Source organism: Gammaproteobacteria bacterium (assembly GCA_030949385.1).
In the GTDB taxonomy this organism is placed as follows: Bacteria; Pseudomonadota; Gammaproteobacteria; order JAUZRS01; family JAUZRS01; genus JAUZRS01.
In genome coordinates this window covers 179,700-198,186 of record JAUZSP010000002.1, presented here as the reverse complement: position 1 = coordinate 198,186, position 18,487 = coordinate 179,700, and the positions used below count along the sequence as shown (strand labels likewise).

Annotated in this window: 13 protein-coding genes and 1 pseudogene; 6 read left to right on the top strand and 8 right to left on the bottom strand. The window is 50.1% G+C overall.

The genetic code is table 11. The features are described from left to right. Window positions 1-33 precede the first annotated feature (33 nt). A complete protein-coding gene (locus Q9O24_02940) occupies window positions 34-909 on the top strand; it encodes a tetratricopeptide repeat protein (GenBank protein MDQ7074111.1) in 876 nt (291 codons plus the stop codon). Here the strand turns inward: Q9O24_02940 and Q9O24_02935 are convergent. Next, on the bottom strand, window positions 906-1,460 hold the full coding sequence (locus tag Q9O24_02935; GenBank protein MDQ7074110.1) for a hypothetical protein: 555 nt from the start codon (window positions 1,458-1,460) through the stop codon (window positions 906-908). The genes Q9O24_02940 and Q9O24_02935 overlap by 4 nt on opposite strands. A 77-nt stretch (window positions 1,461-1,537) precedes the next feature. Continuing rightward, window positions 1,538-3,346, bottom strand: coding sequence for a DEAD/DEAH box helicase (locus tag Q9O24_02930; GenBank protein ID MDQ7074109.1), 1,809 nt, complete (start codon window positions 3,344-3,346; stop codon window positions 1,538-1,540). A 266-nt stretch (window positions 3,347-3,612) separates the two neighbouring features. Between Q9O24_02930 and Q9O24_02925 the strand changes: the two genes are divergently transcribed. Both Q9O24_02925 and Q9O24_02920 read left to right on the top strand, forming a co-directional pair. Next, on the top strand, window positions 3,613-5,016 hold the full coding sequence (locus tag Q9O24_02925) for a c-type cytochrome (GenBank protein MDQ7074108.1): 1,404 nt from the start codon (window positions 3,613-3,615) through the stop codon (window positions 5,014-5,016). Between the two features lie 149 nt (window positions 5,017-5,165). Then, complete coding sequence (locus Q9O24_02920) at window positions 5,166-6,146, top strand: phosphate ABC transporter substrate-binding protein (GenBank protein MDQ7074107.1); 981 nt, start codon at window positions 5,166-5,168, stop codon at window positions 6,144-6,146. A gap of 97 nt (window positions 6,147-6,243) precedes the next feature. On the opposite strand, the gene Q9O24_02915 is transcribed toward Q9O24_02920, so the two are convergent. Then, window positions 6,244-6,924 carry an OmpA family protein gene (locus Q9O24_02915; protein MDQ7074106.1) on the bottom strand — a complete coding sequence of 227 codons (681 nt, stop codon included), beginning with the start codon at window positions 6,922-6,924 and terminating at the stop codon, window positions 6,244-6,246. A gap of 148 nt (window positions 6,925-7,072) precedes the next feature. On the opposite strand from Q9O24_02915, the gene trxA reads away from it, so the two are divergent. Both trxA and Q9O24_02905 read left to right on the top strand, forming a co-directional pair. Beyond that, window positions 7,073-7,960, top strand: coding sequence for a thioredoxin (gene trxA / locus Q9O24_02910; protein ID MDQ7074105.1), 888 nt, complete (start codon window positions 7,073-7,075; stop codon window positions 7,958-7,960). Window positions 7,961-7,975: 15 nt separating this feature from the next. Next, window positions 7,976-10,099, top strand: coding sequence for a nitric oxide reductase activation protein (locus tag Q9O24_02905; protein ID MDQ7074104.1), 2,124 nt, complete (start codon window positions 7,976-7,978; stop codon window positions 10,097-10,099). Window positions 10,100-10,155: 56 nt separating this feature from the next. Here Q9O24_02905 and Q9O24_02900 read toward each other — a convergent pair whose 3' ends face one another. After that, window positions 10,156-10,377: an acetyltransferase gene (locus tag Q9O24_02900; protein ID MDQ7074103.1), complete on the bottom strand. Its 222-nt coding sequence runs from the start codon at window positions 10,375-10,377 to the stop codon at window positions 10,156-10,158. 298 nt (window positions 10,378-10,675) lie between these two features. On the opposite strand from Q9O24_02900, the gene Q9O24_02895 reads away from it, so the two are divergent. Next, complete coding sequence (locus tag Q9O24_02895) at window positions 10,676-12,889, top strand: EAL domain-containing protein (GenBank protein MDQ7074102.1); 2,214 nt, start codon at window positions 10,676-10,678, stop codon at window positions 12,887-12,889. Here the strand turns inward: Q9O24_02895 and phoU are convergent. The 4 genes and pseudogenes from phoU to Q9O24_02875 all read right to left on the bottom strand — a co-directional run bounded on the left by phoU (window position 12,886) and on the right by Q9O24_02875 (window position 18,429). Then, a complete protein-coding gene (phoU, locus tag Q9O24_02890) occupies window positions 12,886-13,596 on the bottom strand; it encodes a phosphate signaling complex protein PhoU (GenBank protein ID MDQ7074101.1) in 711 nt (236 codons plus the stop codon). The two genes, Q9O24_02895 and phoU, sit on opposite strands and share 4 nt — an antisense overlap. Before the next feature lie 26 nt (window positions 13,597-13,622). Next, on the bottom strand, window positions 13,623-14,468 hold the full coding sequence (pstB, locus tag Q9O24_02885; protein ID MDQ7074100.1) for a phosphate ABC transporter ATP-binding protein PstB: 846 nt from the start codon (window positions 14,466-14,468) through the stop codon (window positions 13,623-13,625). Between the two features lie 11 nt (window positions 14,469-14,479). After that, complete coding sequence (pstA, locus tag Q9O24_02880) at window positions 14,480-16,129, bottom strand: phosphate ABC transporter permease PstA (GenBank protein ID MDQ7074099.1); 1,650 nt, start codon at window positions 16,127-16,129, stop codon at window positions 14,480-14,482. 28 nt (window positions 16,130-16,157) lie between these two features. Continuing rightward, a pseudogene (locus Q9O24_02875) lies at window positions 16,158-18,429 on the bottom strand (ABC transporter permease subunit). Between the last annotated feature and the right edge of the window lie 58 nt (window positions 18,430-18,487).

The following is an 18,487-nucleotide window of genomic DNA, read 5'->3' as shown; positions in this document are numbered from 1 at the left end:
TTCAACATTATTGCGAGCAACGAACCCGTCACCATGACTGCTGCCAATCTTAACTCACCCTACATCCATGAGGGCACCCAAGCCCATTTTTCCGACCTAGTACTGAAAAACTCTCATCAAGGCCCCGTACTGGTTAACTTTTGGAATCCCAAAGCTGGCCCCTGTCTGCGCCAATATCCGCTGCTGGATAAAGTGGTACACGAGTTGGAAGGGCGCTTTCTACTGGTCAATGTCGATACCGAGCAGGAGAAAAAAATTGCCGCCGATTACGGCGTTACCAGTGTGCCGACCCTGAAGCTGTTTCGCAACGAAACCGTACAGCAAACGCTGCACGGCTACCAAGACGAAAACAGCCTCAAAACGCTGTTAGCCAAATTTGTTGCCCGTGATTCCGACCAACAGATCGCCAACGCCTTGGTTTTTTACCGTGATGGCAACACCAGTCAAGCCTTCAATGTACTGGCGCAAGCCGTCATCGACGATCCTGACAACCTAAAAGTCCCTGAGGTGATCAGCAAACTGCTGCTGAAAGAGCAGCGTTTTGATGAAGCCTACCGACTGCTAAGTAATCTGCCCGAAGAGGCACGCAGAGAAGAAGAGATTGCGGCCTTGATTGCACAGTTGAGCTTTATTCGTATTCAACAAAAAAGCCCCAGCAGAGCCGAGCTTGAACAGCGCATCGCGCAAAACCCCGATGACCATCGCGGCCGTTACCAACTGGCGATTCAGCAAATTTTGCAACACGAGTTTGAAGCAGGTCTGCAAGAGCTGCTGAAATTGATGACGGAAGTACCTCATTTTGGTGAACAAGCCGCTAGAAAAGCACTGTTGGCCACCTTCCGTTTGCTGAAAAACCAAGGGCCATTGGTGGAACACTACCGCCGCTTGATGCAAGACGCGCTCAATTAAGGACGTAACAAACGAAAACTCTCCGCCGCCCGACCCATATCGGGCTGCACCATTTTCAGTTGATAGACACAGCGCTGGAAACTAGAACATTGTTCATCTTGTAACTGAAAAAAGCCCATATAACGGTAACGCCCTTGAGCACGATCGACACTGAAACGTGCCGCTCCCTGTTCAAATTGAGTTACAGAACCCATCTCAAACAGCGACTGCTCCGTAGGCAGCAACACCGCTTGCCGCTGACCGTTTTCATAAAAGGCTTCGCGAGTGACCACGGCCAGCGTTAGCGGCTTATCTGTAGGCAGTACCCAAGGTAAATTCAGCGACAGCAGAAACAATTCCTGACCCACCACACGATCAAGCATAAAACGGCCAAAATCCGGCACAGCGATTTCAAGCTTCCCCGTTTCATGCTGCTGGCCACGATCAATAACAAACAACTCGTAGCTCAGATACGCCGACGGTCTAAGCTGCAAAAACAGCACTAAAACAAGCAAGGCCAAGATCATCACCGAGACCCAAACCCACTCCGCTCGTTTAATTTTACACCCCATAACTGTTCTCGAATTTTTTTCCCAAAAAGGAATGCCACTCTAACCAGCAAACGAGAATCAAACAAGCAAAATAGAACTTACTCCGTGGGCGGACGACTTTTGTTCTTTTTACGTTTCACTTTAAGGGGTTTATCACCGTTATCCGCTTTCGAAAAAGTACGTTTGGGAGCACGCTCGCCTTCTTCCAGCTTGGTGATCTGCAACTGTTTGCTACAGACCCACACCTTACGTAAATGTTTAAACACCTCGCGTGGCATGTCCGATGGCAAATCAACCGTACTGTACGCATCATGCAGTTTGATCTGACCAATATTGTAACTGTCCAGCCCCGCTTCATTGGCAATAGCACCAACAATGTGTTTTGGCTGCACATCGTCATCACGTCCCACTTCGATACGGAAACGCTGCATGCCTTCACCGGGCTTGTCCTCGGCACCACGACGCGGTTTACGCTCACGATCACCACCACGGCCTCGTTCACCGCGCTCACCCCGCTCAGGGCGACCACGAGCATCACGGCCTTCACGCGGCTCATATTCTCGTTGCGGCTTGAGCTTGATGTCTTTTTCCACCGGTTGCAGTGGGCGATCTTTTTGCAACAGATACGTCAAAGCTGCACAGACTTCACTCATGCCAACGTTTTTCTCTTGTTGAAAGCCATCAATGACCTCTTCAAAAAAACTCAGATTTTGGCTTTCCAGCGTCTCACTGATCAGCTCTTTAAACTGGGTCACACGCCGGTTTTTAATGTCATTACGACTCGGCAACGTCATCGGCTCAATGGGCTGGCGCGTGGCGCGTTCAATCGAGCGCAACATGCGTTTCTCACGAGGGGCAACAAACAAAATCGCACTGCCCTTTCGACCGGCACGACCGGTACGACCGATGCGATGCACATAAGCTTCGGTGTCATTGGGAATGTCGTAATTGATCACATGGGTGATGCGCTCCACATCCAAACCACGCGCCGCCACATCGGTGGCGACGATGATGTCCAGAGAACCCTTTTTCAGCCGATTCACCGCTTTTTCACGCAAAGGTTGATTCATATCGCCGTTGAGCGGCGAAGTTGAATAACCTCGCGCTTCGAGCTTCTCAGCCAAATCAACGGTGGCGGTTTTGGTGCGTACAAAGATAATCATCGCCTGAAAATCTTCCGCTTCCAAAATGCGCGTCAAAGCATCCAGTTTGTGTGTGCCACTCACCTGCCAATAACGCTGGTCAACCGTAGAAACCGTCGCAGTTTTATTTTTGATTCGAATTTCAATCGGGTCTTTCAGGTATTTATTCGCTACACGACGAATCACATCCGGCATGGTGGCGGAAAACAACACCACTTGGCGCTCGTCAGGCGAATGATCCAAAATGGTTTCAACGTCGTCAATGAACCCCATGCGCAACATCTCATCGGCTTCATCCAGCACCAAGCTGGTGAGCTTATCCAGCTTCAACGTCTTACGATTGAGGTGATCAAGCACCCGCCCTGGCGTACCCACAATCACCTGCGCACCACGGCGCAGTTGCTTCAACTGAATGCCCATAGACTGACCACCGTAGATCGGCAAAATGTGGAAGCCTTTCATATGACGAGCGTAGGTCTGGATCGCTTCGGCCACCTGAATGGCCAACTCGCGAGTCGGTGCCAGCACCAACATCTGTGGATGTTTAAGGCTCACATCCAGGCGGCTCAACAACGGCAAAGCAAAAGCAGCCGTTTTACCTGTTCCGGTCTGCGCCTGACCCAATAAGTCACGCCCCTCCAGCAACGGTGGAATGCTCTGTGCCTGAATCGGCGACGGCACTTCATAACCGACCTCTTGGACGGCTTTGAGGATCGGGGCGGCTAAACCCAATTGAGAAAATTGGATATCGGTATCAGTGGACATGCAGGGAACCTATAAAAATGCGGCTCACACCACCAAAACGGCGACCTGAGCGGAGGAAAAATCAAGAAGAGCGGGATTGTACCCTTATTTATCCAACGATGTGGCAATTTGTCAGAAAATTACCTTACAACCTAAGTAGGATCATCAACTGAAAACCGCTTTTTTCACACAAGCTAGGTTTTTGAAAATACACTTAAATAACAGCACAATACTGACAAACAAGGGTTGATCTTAGTATTAACCTTAATTTTATGGAGATAATCGTCATGAGACCCAGCAGGAAGCAGAACCACTACGCATTTGCCATCCTTATATCACTGTTTTTTAGCCTCACGGCATCGGCAGCATGGACACCGCCCGATAAAGAACATAAAAGAATCAACGTCATTGAAGTGGATGTAGAAAATGGAGAAGAGGTCTACGGTGAACTCTGTGCGGGCTGCCACAGCTTAGAAGCGTGGGGATCGGAAGACGGTGAATACCCTCAAATCGCAGGTCAGCACAAAAGCGTGCTCCTAAAACAGGTTTTGGACATTCGCCACAAACGCCGCCTCAACCCACCAATGGATCTCATTGTGGCCAAAAATAATTTGCCTGATCAAGATCTGGCCGATGTGGTCACCTACATTTCTCTACTGCCCCTCAGTACAGACGGCGGTAAAGGCAATGGCCACCTAGTGAAACGTGGCAAACGCATCTTCCAACAAAACTGCGCCGTCTGCCACGGTCCAGCAGGACAGGGCAATGATGATTTTGCTTATCCAAAATTACAAAGCCAACAATACGCCTACCTGTTACGCCAACTAAAAAATGTACAAGTAGGAAAACGGCAAGTACCTGTGGCGATGAGCGTCATTGTTAAAAAACTAAAAGAGAAAGACCTCTACGCCATCACCGATTATCTGTCTCGCATCGAACCACCCAAGCAGAAAAACGCCTCTCTGGCTCATATGGCCGACATTATGGCTCAATTCAGTGATGCTGCCGCTGAAGAGAAAAAAGTGATTGAGTGGACTCCTCTTGGAGAAGAAGGGAATAAAATCCTCGCTCTCAAAGCCGACATCAAAGCAGGTGAAACGCTTTATAAAAACGTGTGTGCCGCTTGCCACGGAGCACAAGGCTGGGGCGTAACCAATGGCCAATACCCTCAACTGGCTGGTCAACACAAACAGGTGATCGTCAAACAAATTCTGGACATGCGCCACAGATTCCGTATCAACCCCTTTATGGATGAGATCGTTAAGCCCAAAACACTGGGGGGTGATCAAGGCTTAATCAATGTGGCCAGTTACATTGAATCACTGCCCATGAGCACCAATAACGGGGTGGGTGATGCCCGTCAACTCAAACTAGGAGGGTTACTCTTCGCCAAAAACTGCTCCATCTGTCACGGCACAGAAGCCCAAGGCTTGGCCGCAGCGGCTTTTCCTCGCTTGCAAGCACAACATTTTAACTATCTGACACGACAGTTAAAAAATGTCCGCAACAACAAACGCATCGTGCCAACCGCCATGCTTGATGCTGTCAAAACACTCTCCGAAGCCGAGACAAGGGCAATTGCAGACTATCTCTCTCGTGCTACCCCACCCCAAAAGAAAATTGCCACAGACAGCGGTACGCTGGATATTTTGAACCAACTCAAGCTTTTCTTCCAAGATCAGCAACAATAGATCTCAAGGAAGACTGTTCTCTCCGCACAAAACAGGCTGAACATCGTTTCAGACTGTTTTATTTTGATAGCCCATCCATAAATAGAAGGTGGCCTATCAAGATCCTTGCACATATCTTTTTCACTCACATCATTGGATGATAAAAACTCATGAACAACAAATTATTACTGCCGCTGCTCAGCATCGGTTTCTGTCTGACAACCGGCAGCGCGAAAGCAGCCCTGCCTGTTGATTCCACACTCCCCGACTACAGCACCACCAGCGAGCTCTCTGGTACCTTGTCCAGCGTCGGCTCCGACAGTCTGGAAAAAATCATGCAGCAATGGCAAGCTACCTTTAAACAAAGACACCCGAACGTACAGACAAAAATAAAGGCCAAAGGCTCTTCCACCGCCCCCAAAGCCCTGATTAAAGAAGAGGCTAACATCGGCCCCATGAGCCGAAAAATGAAACGCACAGAGGTAAAGGCCTTCAAAGAAAAATACGGTTACAAACCCACCAAAATCCCTGTTGCTATGGACACGCTGGCCATATACGTTCATAAAGACAACCCCATCAAAGGCTTACGTTTTGCCGATCTCGATTCGATCTTCTCTCATGAGCACAAATGCGGCAAACATAAAGAAATAAAAGTCTGGGGTGATTTGGGCCTCACAGGAAAATGGAAGAACCAAACCATACACGCCTACGGCCGCAACAAAAAATCCGGTACCTATGGCTACATCAAGAAACGCGCACTCTGCAATGGAGCATACGGAAAAGAGGTCTCACAAGAAGAGAACTTTGAAAGCATCACCAAGAAAGTTGCCGTTTCTCTTGGAGGCATTGGCTACGCCAGTATGGCCTATCAAAACAAGTCAGTGCGAATCATTCCTATGGCCAAAAGCAGAGGCCAAAAGCTCGTTTTACCGACCCCAGAAAACACCCTGAATCGACATTACCCCTTAGGACGATTCCTCTACGTTTACATCAACAGAGACCCAACAAAACCCGTAGCTGAAGTTGAATGGGAGTTCATTAAGCTGATGCTCTCCAAACAAGGTCAAGAGATTATCAGTAACAACGGTTATATCCCTCTGTCACTCAAGATGATCAAAAAGACCCTGAAAAAGCTCAAAAAGGTTAAATAGAAACTAAAAGCATAGCGAAGTCGTCTACAAATCAACACACCACCGCGTGAATCACGTTGGGCAGAACACCCAGCGTGCTAAATAAAACCCAATCAAGTTACACAGGAGAGCGATAAGCCTGATTCTCTTGTCCCTCAATCACTGGTTTCAAATAAACCTCAACCCGACGATTCTGACTGCGACCCGCAGCACTGCCGTTATCCGCAATCGGCTGAGCTTCACCTCGACCTTCAACGCGCAGACGATCACTAGGCAAACCACGACCCACCAAATAGTTAATCACCGAATTAGAACGGCGTTTGGAGAGATCCAAGTTATAAGACTCTTTACCTGAGCTGTCGGTAAAACCCACCACATGAACCACAGTGCTGTCGTATTTACCTAAAACCGTCGCCAACTTATTCAGGGTCGGTTCAAAATTAGGTTTCAAACTGGACTTGTTCACATCAAAAGAGACTTCGCTGCTCAAACGCAGACGTACGGTGTTGTCCGCCAAACGTTCGATGGTCACCGCACCGTCTTGCTGCTCTGCTGCCAAGGCATCATCCAGTTCTTTTTGCTGCTTATCCATGTAACTGCCCGCCGCACCTCCGGCAATCGCACCCACCAAAGCACCCACATATTTGCCATTTTTACCGTTAACTTGATGCCCCAAAACAGCGCCCGCAACCGCCCCAATCGCCGCCCCCATTTTGGCACGCTGATTGGGATCATCTACCGCACACGCAGAGAGAGTCAAAGCTACCGCAGCAGCAGTAAGAGCATTACGCAAAACCATATTTATTCCTTTCTTTCTTATTCAAAATGATCAAACGATCAAGAGGGCTAAAAACTATACCATTCACGCCCCTCAAGCAAGAGAAGGATAGCAGTTCTTTGGAAAGTTGCTAAACTTGCCACAATTAAAATTTACCGGAAAAGAGATCATGAGCGATTCAGAGTACATCGTTGACGTTACCCTAGAAAATTTTGAAGAAGTGGTGCTCAACAGCTCCATGCAACAACCCGTATTGGTGGATTTTTGGGCCGATTGGTGCCAACCCTGCCAAGCACTGATTCCCGTCTTGAGCAAATTAGCTGAAGAGTACCAAGGCCAATTCATCCTTGCCAAGGTTAACAGCGACGAACAGCAAGAGATTGCGGTTCAATTTGGGGTACGCAGCCTGCCAACGGTCAAAGTGCTGTTTCAAGGCCAGATTGTTGATGAATTTATGGGTGCCATTCCAGAAAGTGAAATCCGCGAATTGCTCAGCAAACACATCACCGCCCCACCCGCCGCTCCCGAATCGATAGAAGAACCGTCCATCACCAAACAAGCCGAAACCCTGTTTCAAGCAGGAGAGCAGAGTACCGCACTGCAACTGCTGGAAAAAACCCGCGCAGAACAGCCCGAAGAAAGCGAGCTGACACTCTGCCACGCCAAACTGCTACTAAAAAGTCTGCAAGTGGACGAGGCCTTAGCAGTGTTGAAACAACTGCCCAGAGATGCCCGCGACAGCAGCGATGCTCTGCGTCTGCAGGCTCAAGCGCACTTCACCCAAATCGCACAAAGCAGTAAACACAGCGAAACTCAATTACAACAGCAGCTAGAACAGGGCATCAATGAAAGTGAAACCCTCTACCAACTGGCCGCGCTCAAAGTAGCCCAAGGGGAATTTGAGGCTGCACTGGATCTGCTGCTCACCTTGCTGCAAAAAGACCGCAGCTACAACGACGATGCCGCCCGCAAGGGGATGCTGGAGATTTTTAATATCATTGAAGGCGACCCCTTAGTGAGCCAGTTCCGTCGTCGCATGTTTAATTTCCTTCACTAACCCTCGGCACCCATTATGTCTCTGACTCAGGCTCTAAATGCCCACGAAATGGAACAGGCTCTGGACAACTGCATTGATCCTGAGTTCTCCTTCCAATACCCCGCCGAAGAACAAGCCGGACAACTGGCCACACTCTCAGCCCAACAACAGCAGTTTGTCCTCACTTGGGTCAAAACCGTGGCCAAAACCAACGCCGAACTGGCCTATCAGTTCAGCTTTTTAGCCCACAAAGCCCTAAACTTAATGCAGCCAGAAGGCATTGAGGTCTGGCTACTCAAGGCGATGGACAACTACGACAAACAGGGCACCATGCCAGCGATGGCCACCATCCGTGAACTGGAACAGTTCGCGGTGGATTATCAAGAGCGGTGCAGCGGTCTGCCACTGGATGAAATCAGTGGCATTTTGGAAGGCTTTATTCACGGCCTCAACGGTCGCCATCTGCAACTGCGCAACGGTGAATTGATCCACACCGACAGCGACACCCTTTTTCTACCGCGCCTGTTAAGCCGCTTTGAAAACCGTGAAGAAAATTTTCGCCTCTACAAAGCCATCGCGGTGCATCTCTGGGCACAGACGTGGTACGGCACTTGGCGGCTGGATCTCGAACAGGAACTGGCGCACTTTAAAGACCCTGAACACGCCTTGCGTCACTACCATCAGCTCGAAACCATTCGCCTCGATGCCTGCTTGCAACGGGATCTGCCCGGCCTCTATCGAGACATGAAACGTTTGCGCCAACAATTGGATCAACAAAACGAGCCTTCTCTCCCCACTGCCGTGCAGATCTTGCAACAACCGCACGCCAAAGCCAGCGACAGCCTTGCCCTACTGCACACAACCCAACCAGCCGAATTGCCGCCACACTGCTGTTATCAAGGGCTATTACACCCCTCTGCAATCAAAGCGGCACGGGAAAAGCGCCTCGCCAAAGAGCGCCAAGAGTTTCGCATTGCGCTGGCCAAAATCGTTGAAGAGCAAGAAAAACGCGCCATTGACAATGACAGCGCGCAATCAAATAAAAAACCCAATAAATTCAGCAGCAAAAAAACGCCCAACGAAGACATTCCTGACGGTTTTACCTTCGAGCTGGAACTGGATGGCAACCCCGTCGCGCCGCCAGAAGAGGTGCAAGGTACGATGGAGTCGATTCTGCAAGATCTGGGTGAAATTCCACCGGACTATCTGGTCGCCGCTGGGCCTGGTGAATACAAAGCCAGTACCGCGCTGGATCCCAATGACGTTTGGAAAGGCACCTATCATGAAGAGGGCGCTTTTCTCTACGATGAATGGGATTTTGGCCGCAAAAATTACCGCAAAAATTGGTGCGCGCTGCGTGAGCTGGAGATCACCCCGCAATACGACAACTTTGTCGCCCAAACCCTGCAAAAACACCGAGGCATCGCCAAATCACTGCACCGCACCTTCGAAGCCCTGCGCGGCGAAGACAAACTGCTGAAAAAACAGCCCTTTGGTGAAGACATTGACATTGATGCCTTGGTTGCCGCCTACGCTGATTATCAGAGCGGACTGGAGATGAGCGACCGCCTCTTCACTCGAATGCACAAAGAAGAACGCAACATTGCGGTAATGTTTATGGTGGACATGAGCGGCTCCACTCAGGGCTGGATCAATGAAGCGGAACGCGAAGCCTTGGTGCTGCTCTGCGAAGTACTCGAAACCCTCGGAGATCGCTACGCCATTTACGGTTTTTCTGGCATGACGCGCAAACGCTGCGAACTGTACAAAATCAAAACCTTTGATGAACCCTACGACCAAACGGTACAAGCGCGCATCAGCGGCATTCAACCGAAAGATTACACCCGCATGGGGGTAACCATTCGCCATCTCAGCTCCCTGCTCAGCCAAGTGGATGCCAAAATTCGACTCTTGATCACCCTCTCCGATGGCAAACCCGACGACTACGACGGTTATCGCGGTCAATACGGCATCGAAGACACACGCCAAGCGTTGATCGAAGCGCGCCGCGATGGCATTCATGCCTTCTGCATCACCATCGACGAAGAGGCGCGGGATTATCTGCCGCACATGTACGGTGCCGCCAACTACGCCGTGATCGACGAAGTGCGTAAACTGCCTTTTAAGGTCTCAGACATTTACCGGCGTTTGACCAGCTAAAAAAAACAGCGTGAAAACCACTCACGCTGTCGATCAAATCAGACGTTCTTTACCCTCTAATGGTGCGGTTCACCGTCTCGATAGCCGCTATCCAGCCAACAACGGGGCAGGGCCTCACCAGACAAGAAGGTCAACTCGCGCTTTTTAAAATGATCAGGGTCTTGCACCTCTTCACCCTCCTGAAAACGCCCCACAACCTCATCGTGATTTAAGTTCATCAAATCGGTCAAATTGGCCACTTCAACCATATGACCACTGCTTCTCTGTTTCAGTAACATGATCGTCTCCTTGACGTGTACAGCTACTTTAAACATAGCACAGCCCCGCCGTTATCCAAGTCAGGAACAAGTTCAAACAGCAAAGCAATTCCATCAACCGATTGTGACCCAGTACTAGAGTTAGCCTGATTTAACCTATAAACGGGTAATTTATTCTTTAAAATCGCTGATATTTGCCGTAGGCTTAGAATTATTCCACGTCAAAAAAACGACACGCTACTGGAAATTGTTCTCACTGAAGAGCAATCATAAAAGTTAGGATTTTGCTGACACCCCGTCGCCCAATGGATTTGCAGCTATGTCAACGACACTGACCCAAGCAATCAGCAGTACCCCGAAAAAGGTGTTGCACTGGTTTATGGCCACATTTGCGCTGAGCCTGCTCTATTTGGCGGCTGTTTTTCTCTCGCAATTGCAACAACACAACAACGATACCAGCCTGCTCTGGCTGCCCAGCGGCGTTGCTTTTGCTTTTCTTCACCACTACGGTTTACGTCTGTGGCCAGCGCTCTTTATCGCTGCTGCGCTGCTCTCCCTGCAAACACTGGAACCGTTGCTAAGCGTCGAGCTGGTGCTGGCAGATCTGCTCTCCGCCACCGTTGCCATTTTGTTGCTGCGTTATTATCAGTTTTGCCACAGCTTCTCGCGCATCCACGATGTAATGCGTTTTATCGCCATCGCCGTCATTATCGCGCCCATTTTTAGCGCCTCACTGCACAGTTTTTTACTCTACGACCAGCAGAATTTGACACTGCTGCCCATCGGTAAATTTTGGGCGCTCAATTGGCTCAGCAACAGTTTGGGCATGCTCATCATGGGGGCTTTTTTACTCAGTTGGCGCAATTTCAACAACGATCTGTACAAACCACAATCGCTGCTGGAGTTGCTGCTACTGCTGATCAGTCTGGCTCTGATTGTCCAATTGAGCCTCTCACAGCAAGAAGGTCTCTCCGTGACACTGTTGCTGTTACCGATCATTCCCATGATTGTCCTGACCGCACTGCGCACCGCTCAACAAGGTGTGACATTGGCTCTTGTTATGATTAGCCTCATGTTGCTGGCGGCGGGCAACCTCTACCTACCTGATTTTCATCAATACGATGATGCCCGACTTTTAATGATTACCAGCGCCCTGCTTTGGATTGCAGCGATTACCGGCCTAACCGTGGCTGCCGCTCATCGTGAACACCACATAGGTGAACGGCTCTCCTATTTGGCCAGCCACGATGCCCTAACCAAGCTAGTGAACAGCAACGAATTTGAAAATCGACTGCAACATGCCATCGACTCGGCCAAAAATCAGAACATCAGCCACACGCTGTTAAGCCTGGATCTGGATCGACTGAAACAGATCAATGATAATTGCGGTCACGCGGCTGGCGATGAGTTGCTGCGCCAAGTCACCGAGGAGTTTAAAAACCGTGTTCGCACCCGCGACACAGTGGCGCGTCTGGGCGGCGATGAGTTCGCCATTTTGCTCGAACACTGCTCACAACAGCAGGGGTATGAGGTCGGTCACAGCATCTGTGAGTCACTGGAAAAGTTTCATTTTCACTGCAAAAAACGTCACTTTAGCATCGGTGCCAGCATCGGTCTGGTGACCATCGACAACAACGCCAATAACGTCCATGAACTGCTCATGCAAGCAGACGATGCCTGTTATGTAGCCAAAACCATGGGCGGAAATCGAGTCCAGATTTACGATGATAGTGGCCAAAAAAGCGATTGGCAAAACGACACCGCCAGCTGGGCCAGCACGCTCTCAGCCGGTCTGCAAGACCATCAACTTTGCCTCTATTTTCAGCCCATTCATGCTCTGCGGCGCAGCTCTGCCGCTCGTGGCCAACAAAAAGAGCGGATTTTAGAGCTGCTGGTGCGGGGCAATAACAACGGCGAGATTTTACTGCCAAGTGCTTTTCTGCCCACCGCAGAACGCAATAAATTGATGGCCGATCTGGATCGCTGGGTGATCAAACAGAGTCTACGCTGGATCTCAACTCACGCCGCAGAAGCAAAAACCGTCACCCTGTTTACCATCAACCTCTCACTGCAATCGTTGAAAGATGAAAACATGCTGCGTTTTATTACCAGCCGTTTGCAACAGTACGACGTCGATGCAAAACGCATCTGCTTTGAAATCAACGAAGAGGTTCTCAACAGCAATCAGGCGAAAACCAACCGGTTTATTCGTGAACTAAAACAGCACGGCTGCCAATTCACCCTAGATCGTTTTCACAATTCCGCCAGCTCCTTGGCCAATCTGCGCGACCATCCCTTTGACTTTGTCAAACTTGATCCACGTCTGACCAAGCACATTGGCGAGCATTCTCCTGATCGGGTGATTCTCAAAGCGTTGCTGGAAGTAGCACAGATGTTGGATCTTAAAGTCATCGCCAGCCACATTGATGATGAAGAGATTTACCAACAACTGACTGAACTGGGGGTTGAATACATACAGGGATTTTATCTCTCGCGGCCACAGGCATTGGAACAGCCCACAAAAAAATCTTAACGCCCCTTCTCCACACGGTCTCGCGCTTCTTCCAGTGTAGTATGACGAATATCCTTTCCTACCACCATATAGACCACATATTCACAGATATTGCGCGAATGATCCCCAATGCGCTCCAAAGCACGCGCGCACCAAAGCGCCTGTAAGGCGCGTTTAATGGTGCGCGGATCTTCCATCATATGGGTGATCAATTGACGCATCACCGCTTCGTATTCACGGTTGGTTTTTGGCTCTTCACCCGCCACCTGTAAAGCCGCCTTGACATCCATGCGGGCAAACGCATCCAGAGCATCGTGCAACAGACGTTGCACCAGCTCTCCCAGATGACCGATGCCAATCAAATAATCTTGATCCCGCTCATTCGCCGCCATCTTCTCTGCAAACTGACCTAATTTTTCTGCTTCATCACCGATGCGCTCCAGATCGGTAATGGTCTTAATCATGGTTACGATGACCCGCAAATCACTGGCCGCAGGCTGGCGACGCGCAATGATCTGAGTACACTCTTCGTCAATCGCCACCTCCATCGCATTGACCTCATAATCTCCATTCGCCACCGCCTCACCCAGCTTGGCATCGGCCTCCAACATCGCTTTCAGACCATTGGAGACCTGTTTTTCCACCAGCCCACCCATTGCTAGGACTCGATTACGCACCCCCTCCAATTCGCTGTTGAACTGCTGAGAGATGTGTTTACCCAAATTCATCTTATCCACGCTCACCCCCTTTCAGATTAACCGTAACGACCGGTAATATAGTCTTCCGTCTGTTTCTGTGTTGGATTAGTAAACAGACTATCCGTGGCACCGTACTCAATCAGATCCCCCATATACATAAAGGCGGTGTAATCCGAAACCCGCGCCGCCTGCTGCATATTGTGGGTCACGATTACAAGGGTGTATTTTGATTTCAGCTCGTAGATCAACTCTTCAATCTTCAAGGTCGAAATTGGATCCAATGCCGAAGCCGGTTCATCCAGCAACAGCACCTCTGGCTCAATGGCCACCGCGCGAGCAATCACCAAACGCTGCTGCTGCCCCCCTGACAAACCAAAAGCACTGTCGTGCAAACGGTCTTTTACCTCATCCCAAAGCGCCGCTCGCCGTAGCGAACTCTCCACTACCTCGTCCAGTAGACGGCGTTTATTCACTCCCTGCAACCGCAAACCGTACGCCACATTTTCATAAATCGACTTAGGAAAAGGGTTGGGTTTTTGAAACACCATCCCCACTCGACGACGCAGATCTGGCACATCCACCTGCGGAGCGTAGATGTTTTCGCCATCAAGGGTAATTTCACCTTCGATACGACAGCCGTCCACCAGATCATTCATGCGATTAAAACAGCGCAACAACGTTGATTTACCACACCCACTTGGGCCAATAAAGGCCGTAACTTTTTTTTGCGGAATATCCAAATTAATGCCGTGCAACGCCCGCTTTTCAGCGTAATAAAGCTGCAAATCCTTCACCTGCAACGAAACCTGCTCCTCTTCCAACTTCAAAGCCGGTCGGGAAGGACTTAAATGACGCACATCAATGGCGTGATTGGCAGAGCTGCTGCCGCTGGTATCGCTCATTAAAAAAAACCTCAATTCTCAAGAGAGCGGAATTTTTCCCGCAGACGGTTACGGATGGCAATGGCAGTCAAGTTAAGCATGATAATAACCAGCACCAACAACAACGCCGTCGCATACACCAACGGGCGTGCCGCTTCCACATTAGGGCTTTGAAAACCCACATCGTAAATATGAAACCCCAAATGCATAAACTGCCGCTCCATATGCAAAAAGGGGAAATTGCCATCCAAGGGCAGCGTGGGAGCCAGTTTAACCACCCCCACCAACATCAACGGCGCAACCTCACCAGCAGCGCGGGCGATGGCCAAAATCAATCCCGTCATAATGGCAGGACTGGCCATCGGCAAGACCGTATGCCACAACGTCTCAGCTTTGGTGGCTCCCAACGCCAACGAGCCTTCACGAATGGAGCGCGGAATGCGAGACAAACCCTCTTCCGTGGCCACAATCACCACCGGCAGCGTTAACAACGCCAAGGTCAAAGAGGCCCACAACAATCCGGGCGTTCCAAAGGTGGGCGCGGGAGCCGATTCGGGGAAAAAAAGCTGGTCAATGTTGCCACCCAAAAAGTAGACAAAAAACCCCAAACCAAAAATACCGTAAACAATCGAAGGGACACCCGCCAAGTTGTTTACCGCGATACGAATGGCGCGGGTCACAAAACCTTGATGGGCGTATTCGCGCAGATAGAGCGCCGCAATCACCCCCAACGGCGTGACCATAATGGCCATCAACAACACCATCATAACGGTGCCAAAAATAGCCGGAAAAATGCCGCCTTCCGTATTCGCTTCACGGGGATCATCGCTGACAAAAGAGCCGATGCTGGCGAAATAAAACCCTAATTTTTGCAGCACATTCATTTCGTTGGGGCGGTACGCCTGCACTATTTTTTGCAGCGAAATTTCCACCGTTTCACCGCTCATAACCTCGGCCACCAAACTGTCACGGTTCACCTGATGCAACAACTGATTCAACTCTTTTTGCAGCCGCTCGTATTCGAGATTCAAACGCTGGCGCTCACTCGCCAGCTCACTCTGTTGCTGCGCACTGCCCCCCCCCTCTAACTCATACGAACGCGCTTGCAGACGCAGGCGCTCCAATTGATAATTGACCGCTCCTATCTCCGATTTTTGAATTTTTTCAATGCGCTCATAAAAATGGCTGACCCGCTGCAAACGCTGCTGCAATTCAGACCAGAGGCTCTGCTTGGACGAAACCAACTGGCCACGTTCTTTAACCTGCTTCAAATAACCGTAAAAATTGCCCCACTCCCGGCGCTCCAATACCATCAACGCATCAGGCTGACCCTGCTCTTCAATGCCCAATTCCGTGATCCAGACAAAATCAAGCCCCCCAATATCACGGTTGCCAATTTTGAGTAAATAACGCTTAACGCTTTCACGATCATCCGCCACCGTCTGTCCCGACTCACGCAGCAACTCACTGGAGATCAACTCTTCGCTCACCTGTTCACCAATCAAACGCACGGTTTTACCTTGATCGTGATAGCGGTACTGCTGCACATCCGCAGGCCAAAAATGCCCCAAACCGCGTACCGCAATCAACAACAACAGCCCCACCACCATCACCACACTGATGCTCACCGCCCCAGCGTTCAACCAGATCCACGGCGTACCGGCTGCAAACCACTTTTTCATTGAGTTTGATTTCATTTTATCCTTGCCCTTACAAATTACTGTATTTGTCGCGCAACCGCTGACGCACCAGCTCCGCTACGGAATTAAAGACAAAGGTCACCATAAACAACACCAACGCGGCCAAAAACAAAATTCGGTAGTGCGAACTGTTCAGCTCCGCTTCTGGTACCTCCACGGCAATATTGGCCGACAACGTCCTCATGCCCTCAAAAACGCTGAAATCCATAATCGGTGTATTGCCCGTCGCCATTAAGACAATCATGGTTTCCCCCACCGCGCGCCCCAAACCGATCATCACCGCTGAAAAAATTCCCGGACTGGCGGTCAACAGCACCACTCGAATCAAGGTCTGCCACGGCGTTGCTCCCAAAGCCAAAGAGCCGTAACTGAGGTGTTTTGGCACACTGAAAATCGCATCTTCGGTAATGGAAAAGATGGTCGGAATCACCGCAAAACCCATCGCCAAACCAACAATCAGTGCATTACGTTGATCAAAACCGATGCCCAATTCATGCTGCATCCACATCTGCATATTGCCATCAAACAACAGCCCCTCCCAGGGTCGGACTCAATGCGATGCTGCCCCACCCCACCACAATAACAACCGGCATCAAGAGTGCTGCCTGCCAACCGTCTGGCACACACTGTTGCACTCGCTTGGGCAACCAATGCGTCCAAGCGTAGGCAAACAACAGCATCCCAAGGGGCATCAGCAACAACAGGGTAAAGATGCCTGGCAGATTTGCCTCAGCAAAAGGTGCAAGCCAGAGACCGGCCAAAAAGCCCAAAATCACCGTGGGCAACGCCTCCATAATTTCAATCGTCGGCTTAACCACTTTACGCATCGACGGAGCCATAAAATAAGCGGTATAAATAGCACCAAAAATAGCCAATGGCATCGCCATCAACATGGCATAAAAAGCCGCCTTAATGGTGCCAAAGGTCAGTGGAACCAAACTGAATTTAGGTTCAAAATCATTGCTAGCCGAAGAAGATTGCCAGACATAATCCGGCTCAGAATAGCTCTCGTACCACACTTCATCCCACAAAGCACTCCAAGAAATCTCAGGGTGCTCGTTGTCAATTGACCAAAGATCAATCACGCCATCATCACTTTCCAACAATAGGCGGTTGGCTCGGGGTGACAAAGCCATCAGCTGCGGCGATCTGTCTAACAAAGGTTGGCTCAACACCAAACGCTCAGAGGTGCTGTGATAAAGCGCCACCTGCCCCGTTTGATCCAGCGCCACAAAGCCCTTACGCCGCTGCTCAGAATGCAGCAGTTGAACCCCGCTTACCATCGGCTCAAATTGACGAATGTGCGTCAACTGAAAGGCATTTTGGGCATCTCTGCTCATAAACCACTGAGAGATAGTGCCCTTGCTGTCTGACACCAGCAGCGACAAAGAACCCAGCAAAAAATCCAAACGACTCAAACGCGCACCGCCTGCCAGCAAATGCACTCGCTGGCTCATCTCTGGTTCGCTTTTATCTGCCAGAGAAAAAACCGTTAATACCCCTTCAGCGGTGGCCACAAAGGCAAATTGCTGCTCTGCATCCAACTGCAAACGTGACACCGTTTGAGCATAATCAAGGTGTGCCACACTTTGTTCTTCCAGTGTGAAACCCTCCTCCATCAAATCTTCTTCTTTGAGGTAATAATTCAACACCAAGCCAGCGCTGGCGTTGTAACTCAAAAAACTGATGCTCTCCTCGCTGTTACCCACCGCCAATGTTTCAACCGCCGAGCCGTCCTCTCGAAGGATCAGCGCCTCATCACCAAAGGGGTACGCCATCTTCGGTGTAATGTGGCGCACATCATTGGGGTAGCTGATCTGATACTGCGGTTTGGCCAGCAACACCGCACCACTGTCCAGACCAAACGCCAACAGGCCTTGATTGGCATCCACCTCCACCATGCTGCTGATCTGCGTGCCAGCGGGCAGAGGCAGGCGCTCTTTATGCACCGTTTTACCGCTGTGCGTTGCAAAAAAGAGCACGTTGCCCTGCTCATCAATGCGCAGCGCCACCTCATTTTGCTCTTCCAGTGCGAGATAAATCCCTTTGCCTTGCGTTTCTAAACTGTAACGCTGCAATGGCTCCATGCTGGCAGGCAAAAAAATCGGAAACACCACGTACAGCAAATAGACAAAAATCAGCACAATAGCCGCAATCACGCCAATGCCACCGACAGCGACCAAATAACGCGCCAAATGCTCTTTGAAAGACCTCAGTTTACGGCGCTGTTTACTGCGCTCACTGAATAAGGAGTTTGTTTTAGATGACAGTAGTTCGCTCATGTGAGCAGAATACAAACGTTGTGTAACAGTTTAATGACGTGTCAAAAATGAGCAAAAA

Coding starts and splice junctions, on each gene's coding strand:
- Q9O24_02940 (MDQ7074111.1), top strand. CDS start 34: ATGACTGCTGCCAATCTTAACTCACCCTACATCCATGAGGGCACCCAA.
- Q9O24_02935 (MDQ7074110.1), bottom strand. CDS start 1,460: ATGGGGTGTAAAATTAAACGAGCGGAGTGGGTTTGGGTCTCGGTGATG.
- Q9O24_02930 (MDQ7074109.1), bottom strand. CDS start 3,346: ATGTCCACTGATACCGATATCCAATTTTCTCAATTGGGTTTAGCCGCC.
- Q9O24_02925 (MDQ7074108.1), top strand. CDS start 3,613: ATGAGACCCAGCAGGAAGCAGAACCACTACGCATTTGCCATCCTTATA.
- Q9O24_02920 (MDQ7074107.1), top strand. CDS start 5,166: ATGAACAACAAATTATTACTGCCGCTGCTCAGCATCGGTTTCTGTCTG.
- Q9O24_02915 (MDQ7074106.1), bottom strand. CDS start 6,924: ATGGTTTTGCGTAATGCTCTTACTGCTGCTGCGGTAGCTTTGACTCTC.
- trxA (MDQ7074105.1), top strand. CDS start 7,073: ATGAGCGATTCAGAGTACATCGTTGACGTTACCCTAGAAAATTTTGAA.
- Q9O24_02905 (MDQ7074104.1), top strand. CDS start 7,976: ATGTCTCTGACTCAGGCTCTAAATGCCCACGAAATGGAACAGGCTCTG.
- Q9O24_02900 (MDQ7074103.1), bottom strand. CDS start 10,377: ATGTTACTGAAACAGAGAAGCAGTGGTCATATGGTTGAAGTGGCCAAT.
- Q9O24_02895 (MDQ7074102.1), top strand. CDS start 10,676: ATGTCAACGACACTGACCCAAGCAATCAGCAGTACCCCGAAAAAGGTG.
- phoU (MDQ7074101.1), bottom strand. CDS start 13,596: ATGAATTTGGGTAAACACATCTCTCAGCAGTTCAACAGCGAATTGGAG.
- pstB (MDQ7074100.1), bottom strand. CDS start 14,468: ATGAGCGATACCAGCGGCAGCAGCTCTGCCAATCACGCCATTGATGTG.
- pstA (MDQ7074099.1), bottom strand. CDS start 16,129: ATGAAAAAGTGGTTTGCAGCCGGTACGCCGTGGATCTGGTTGAACGCT.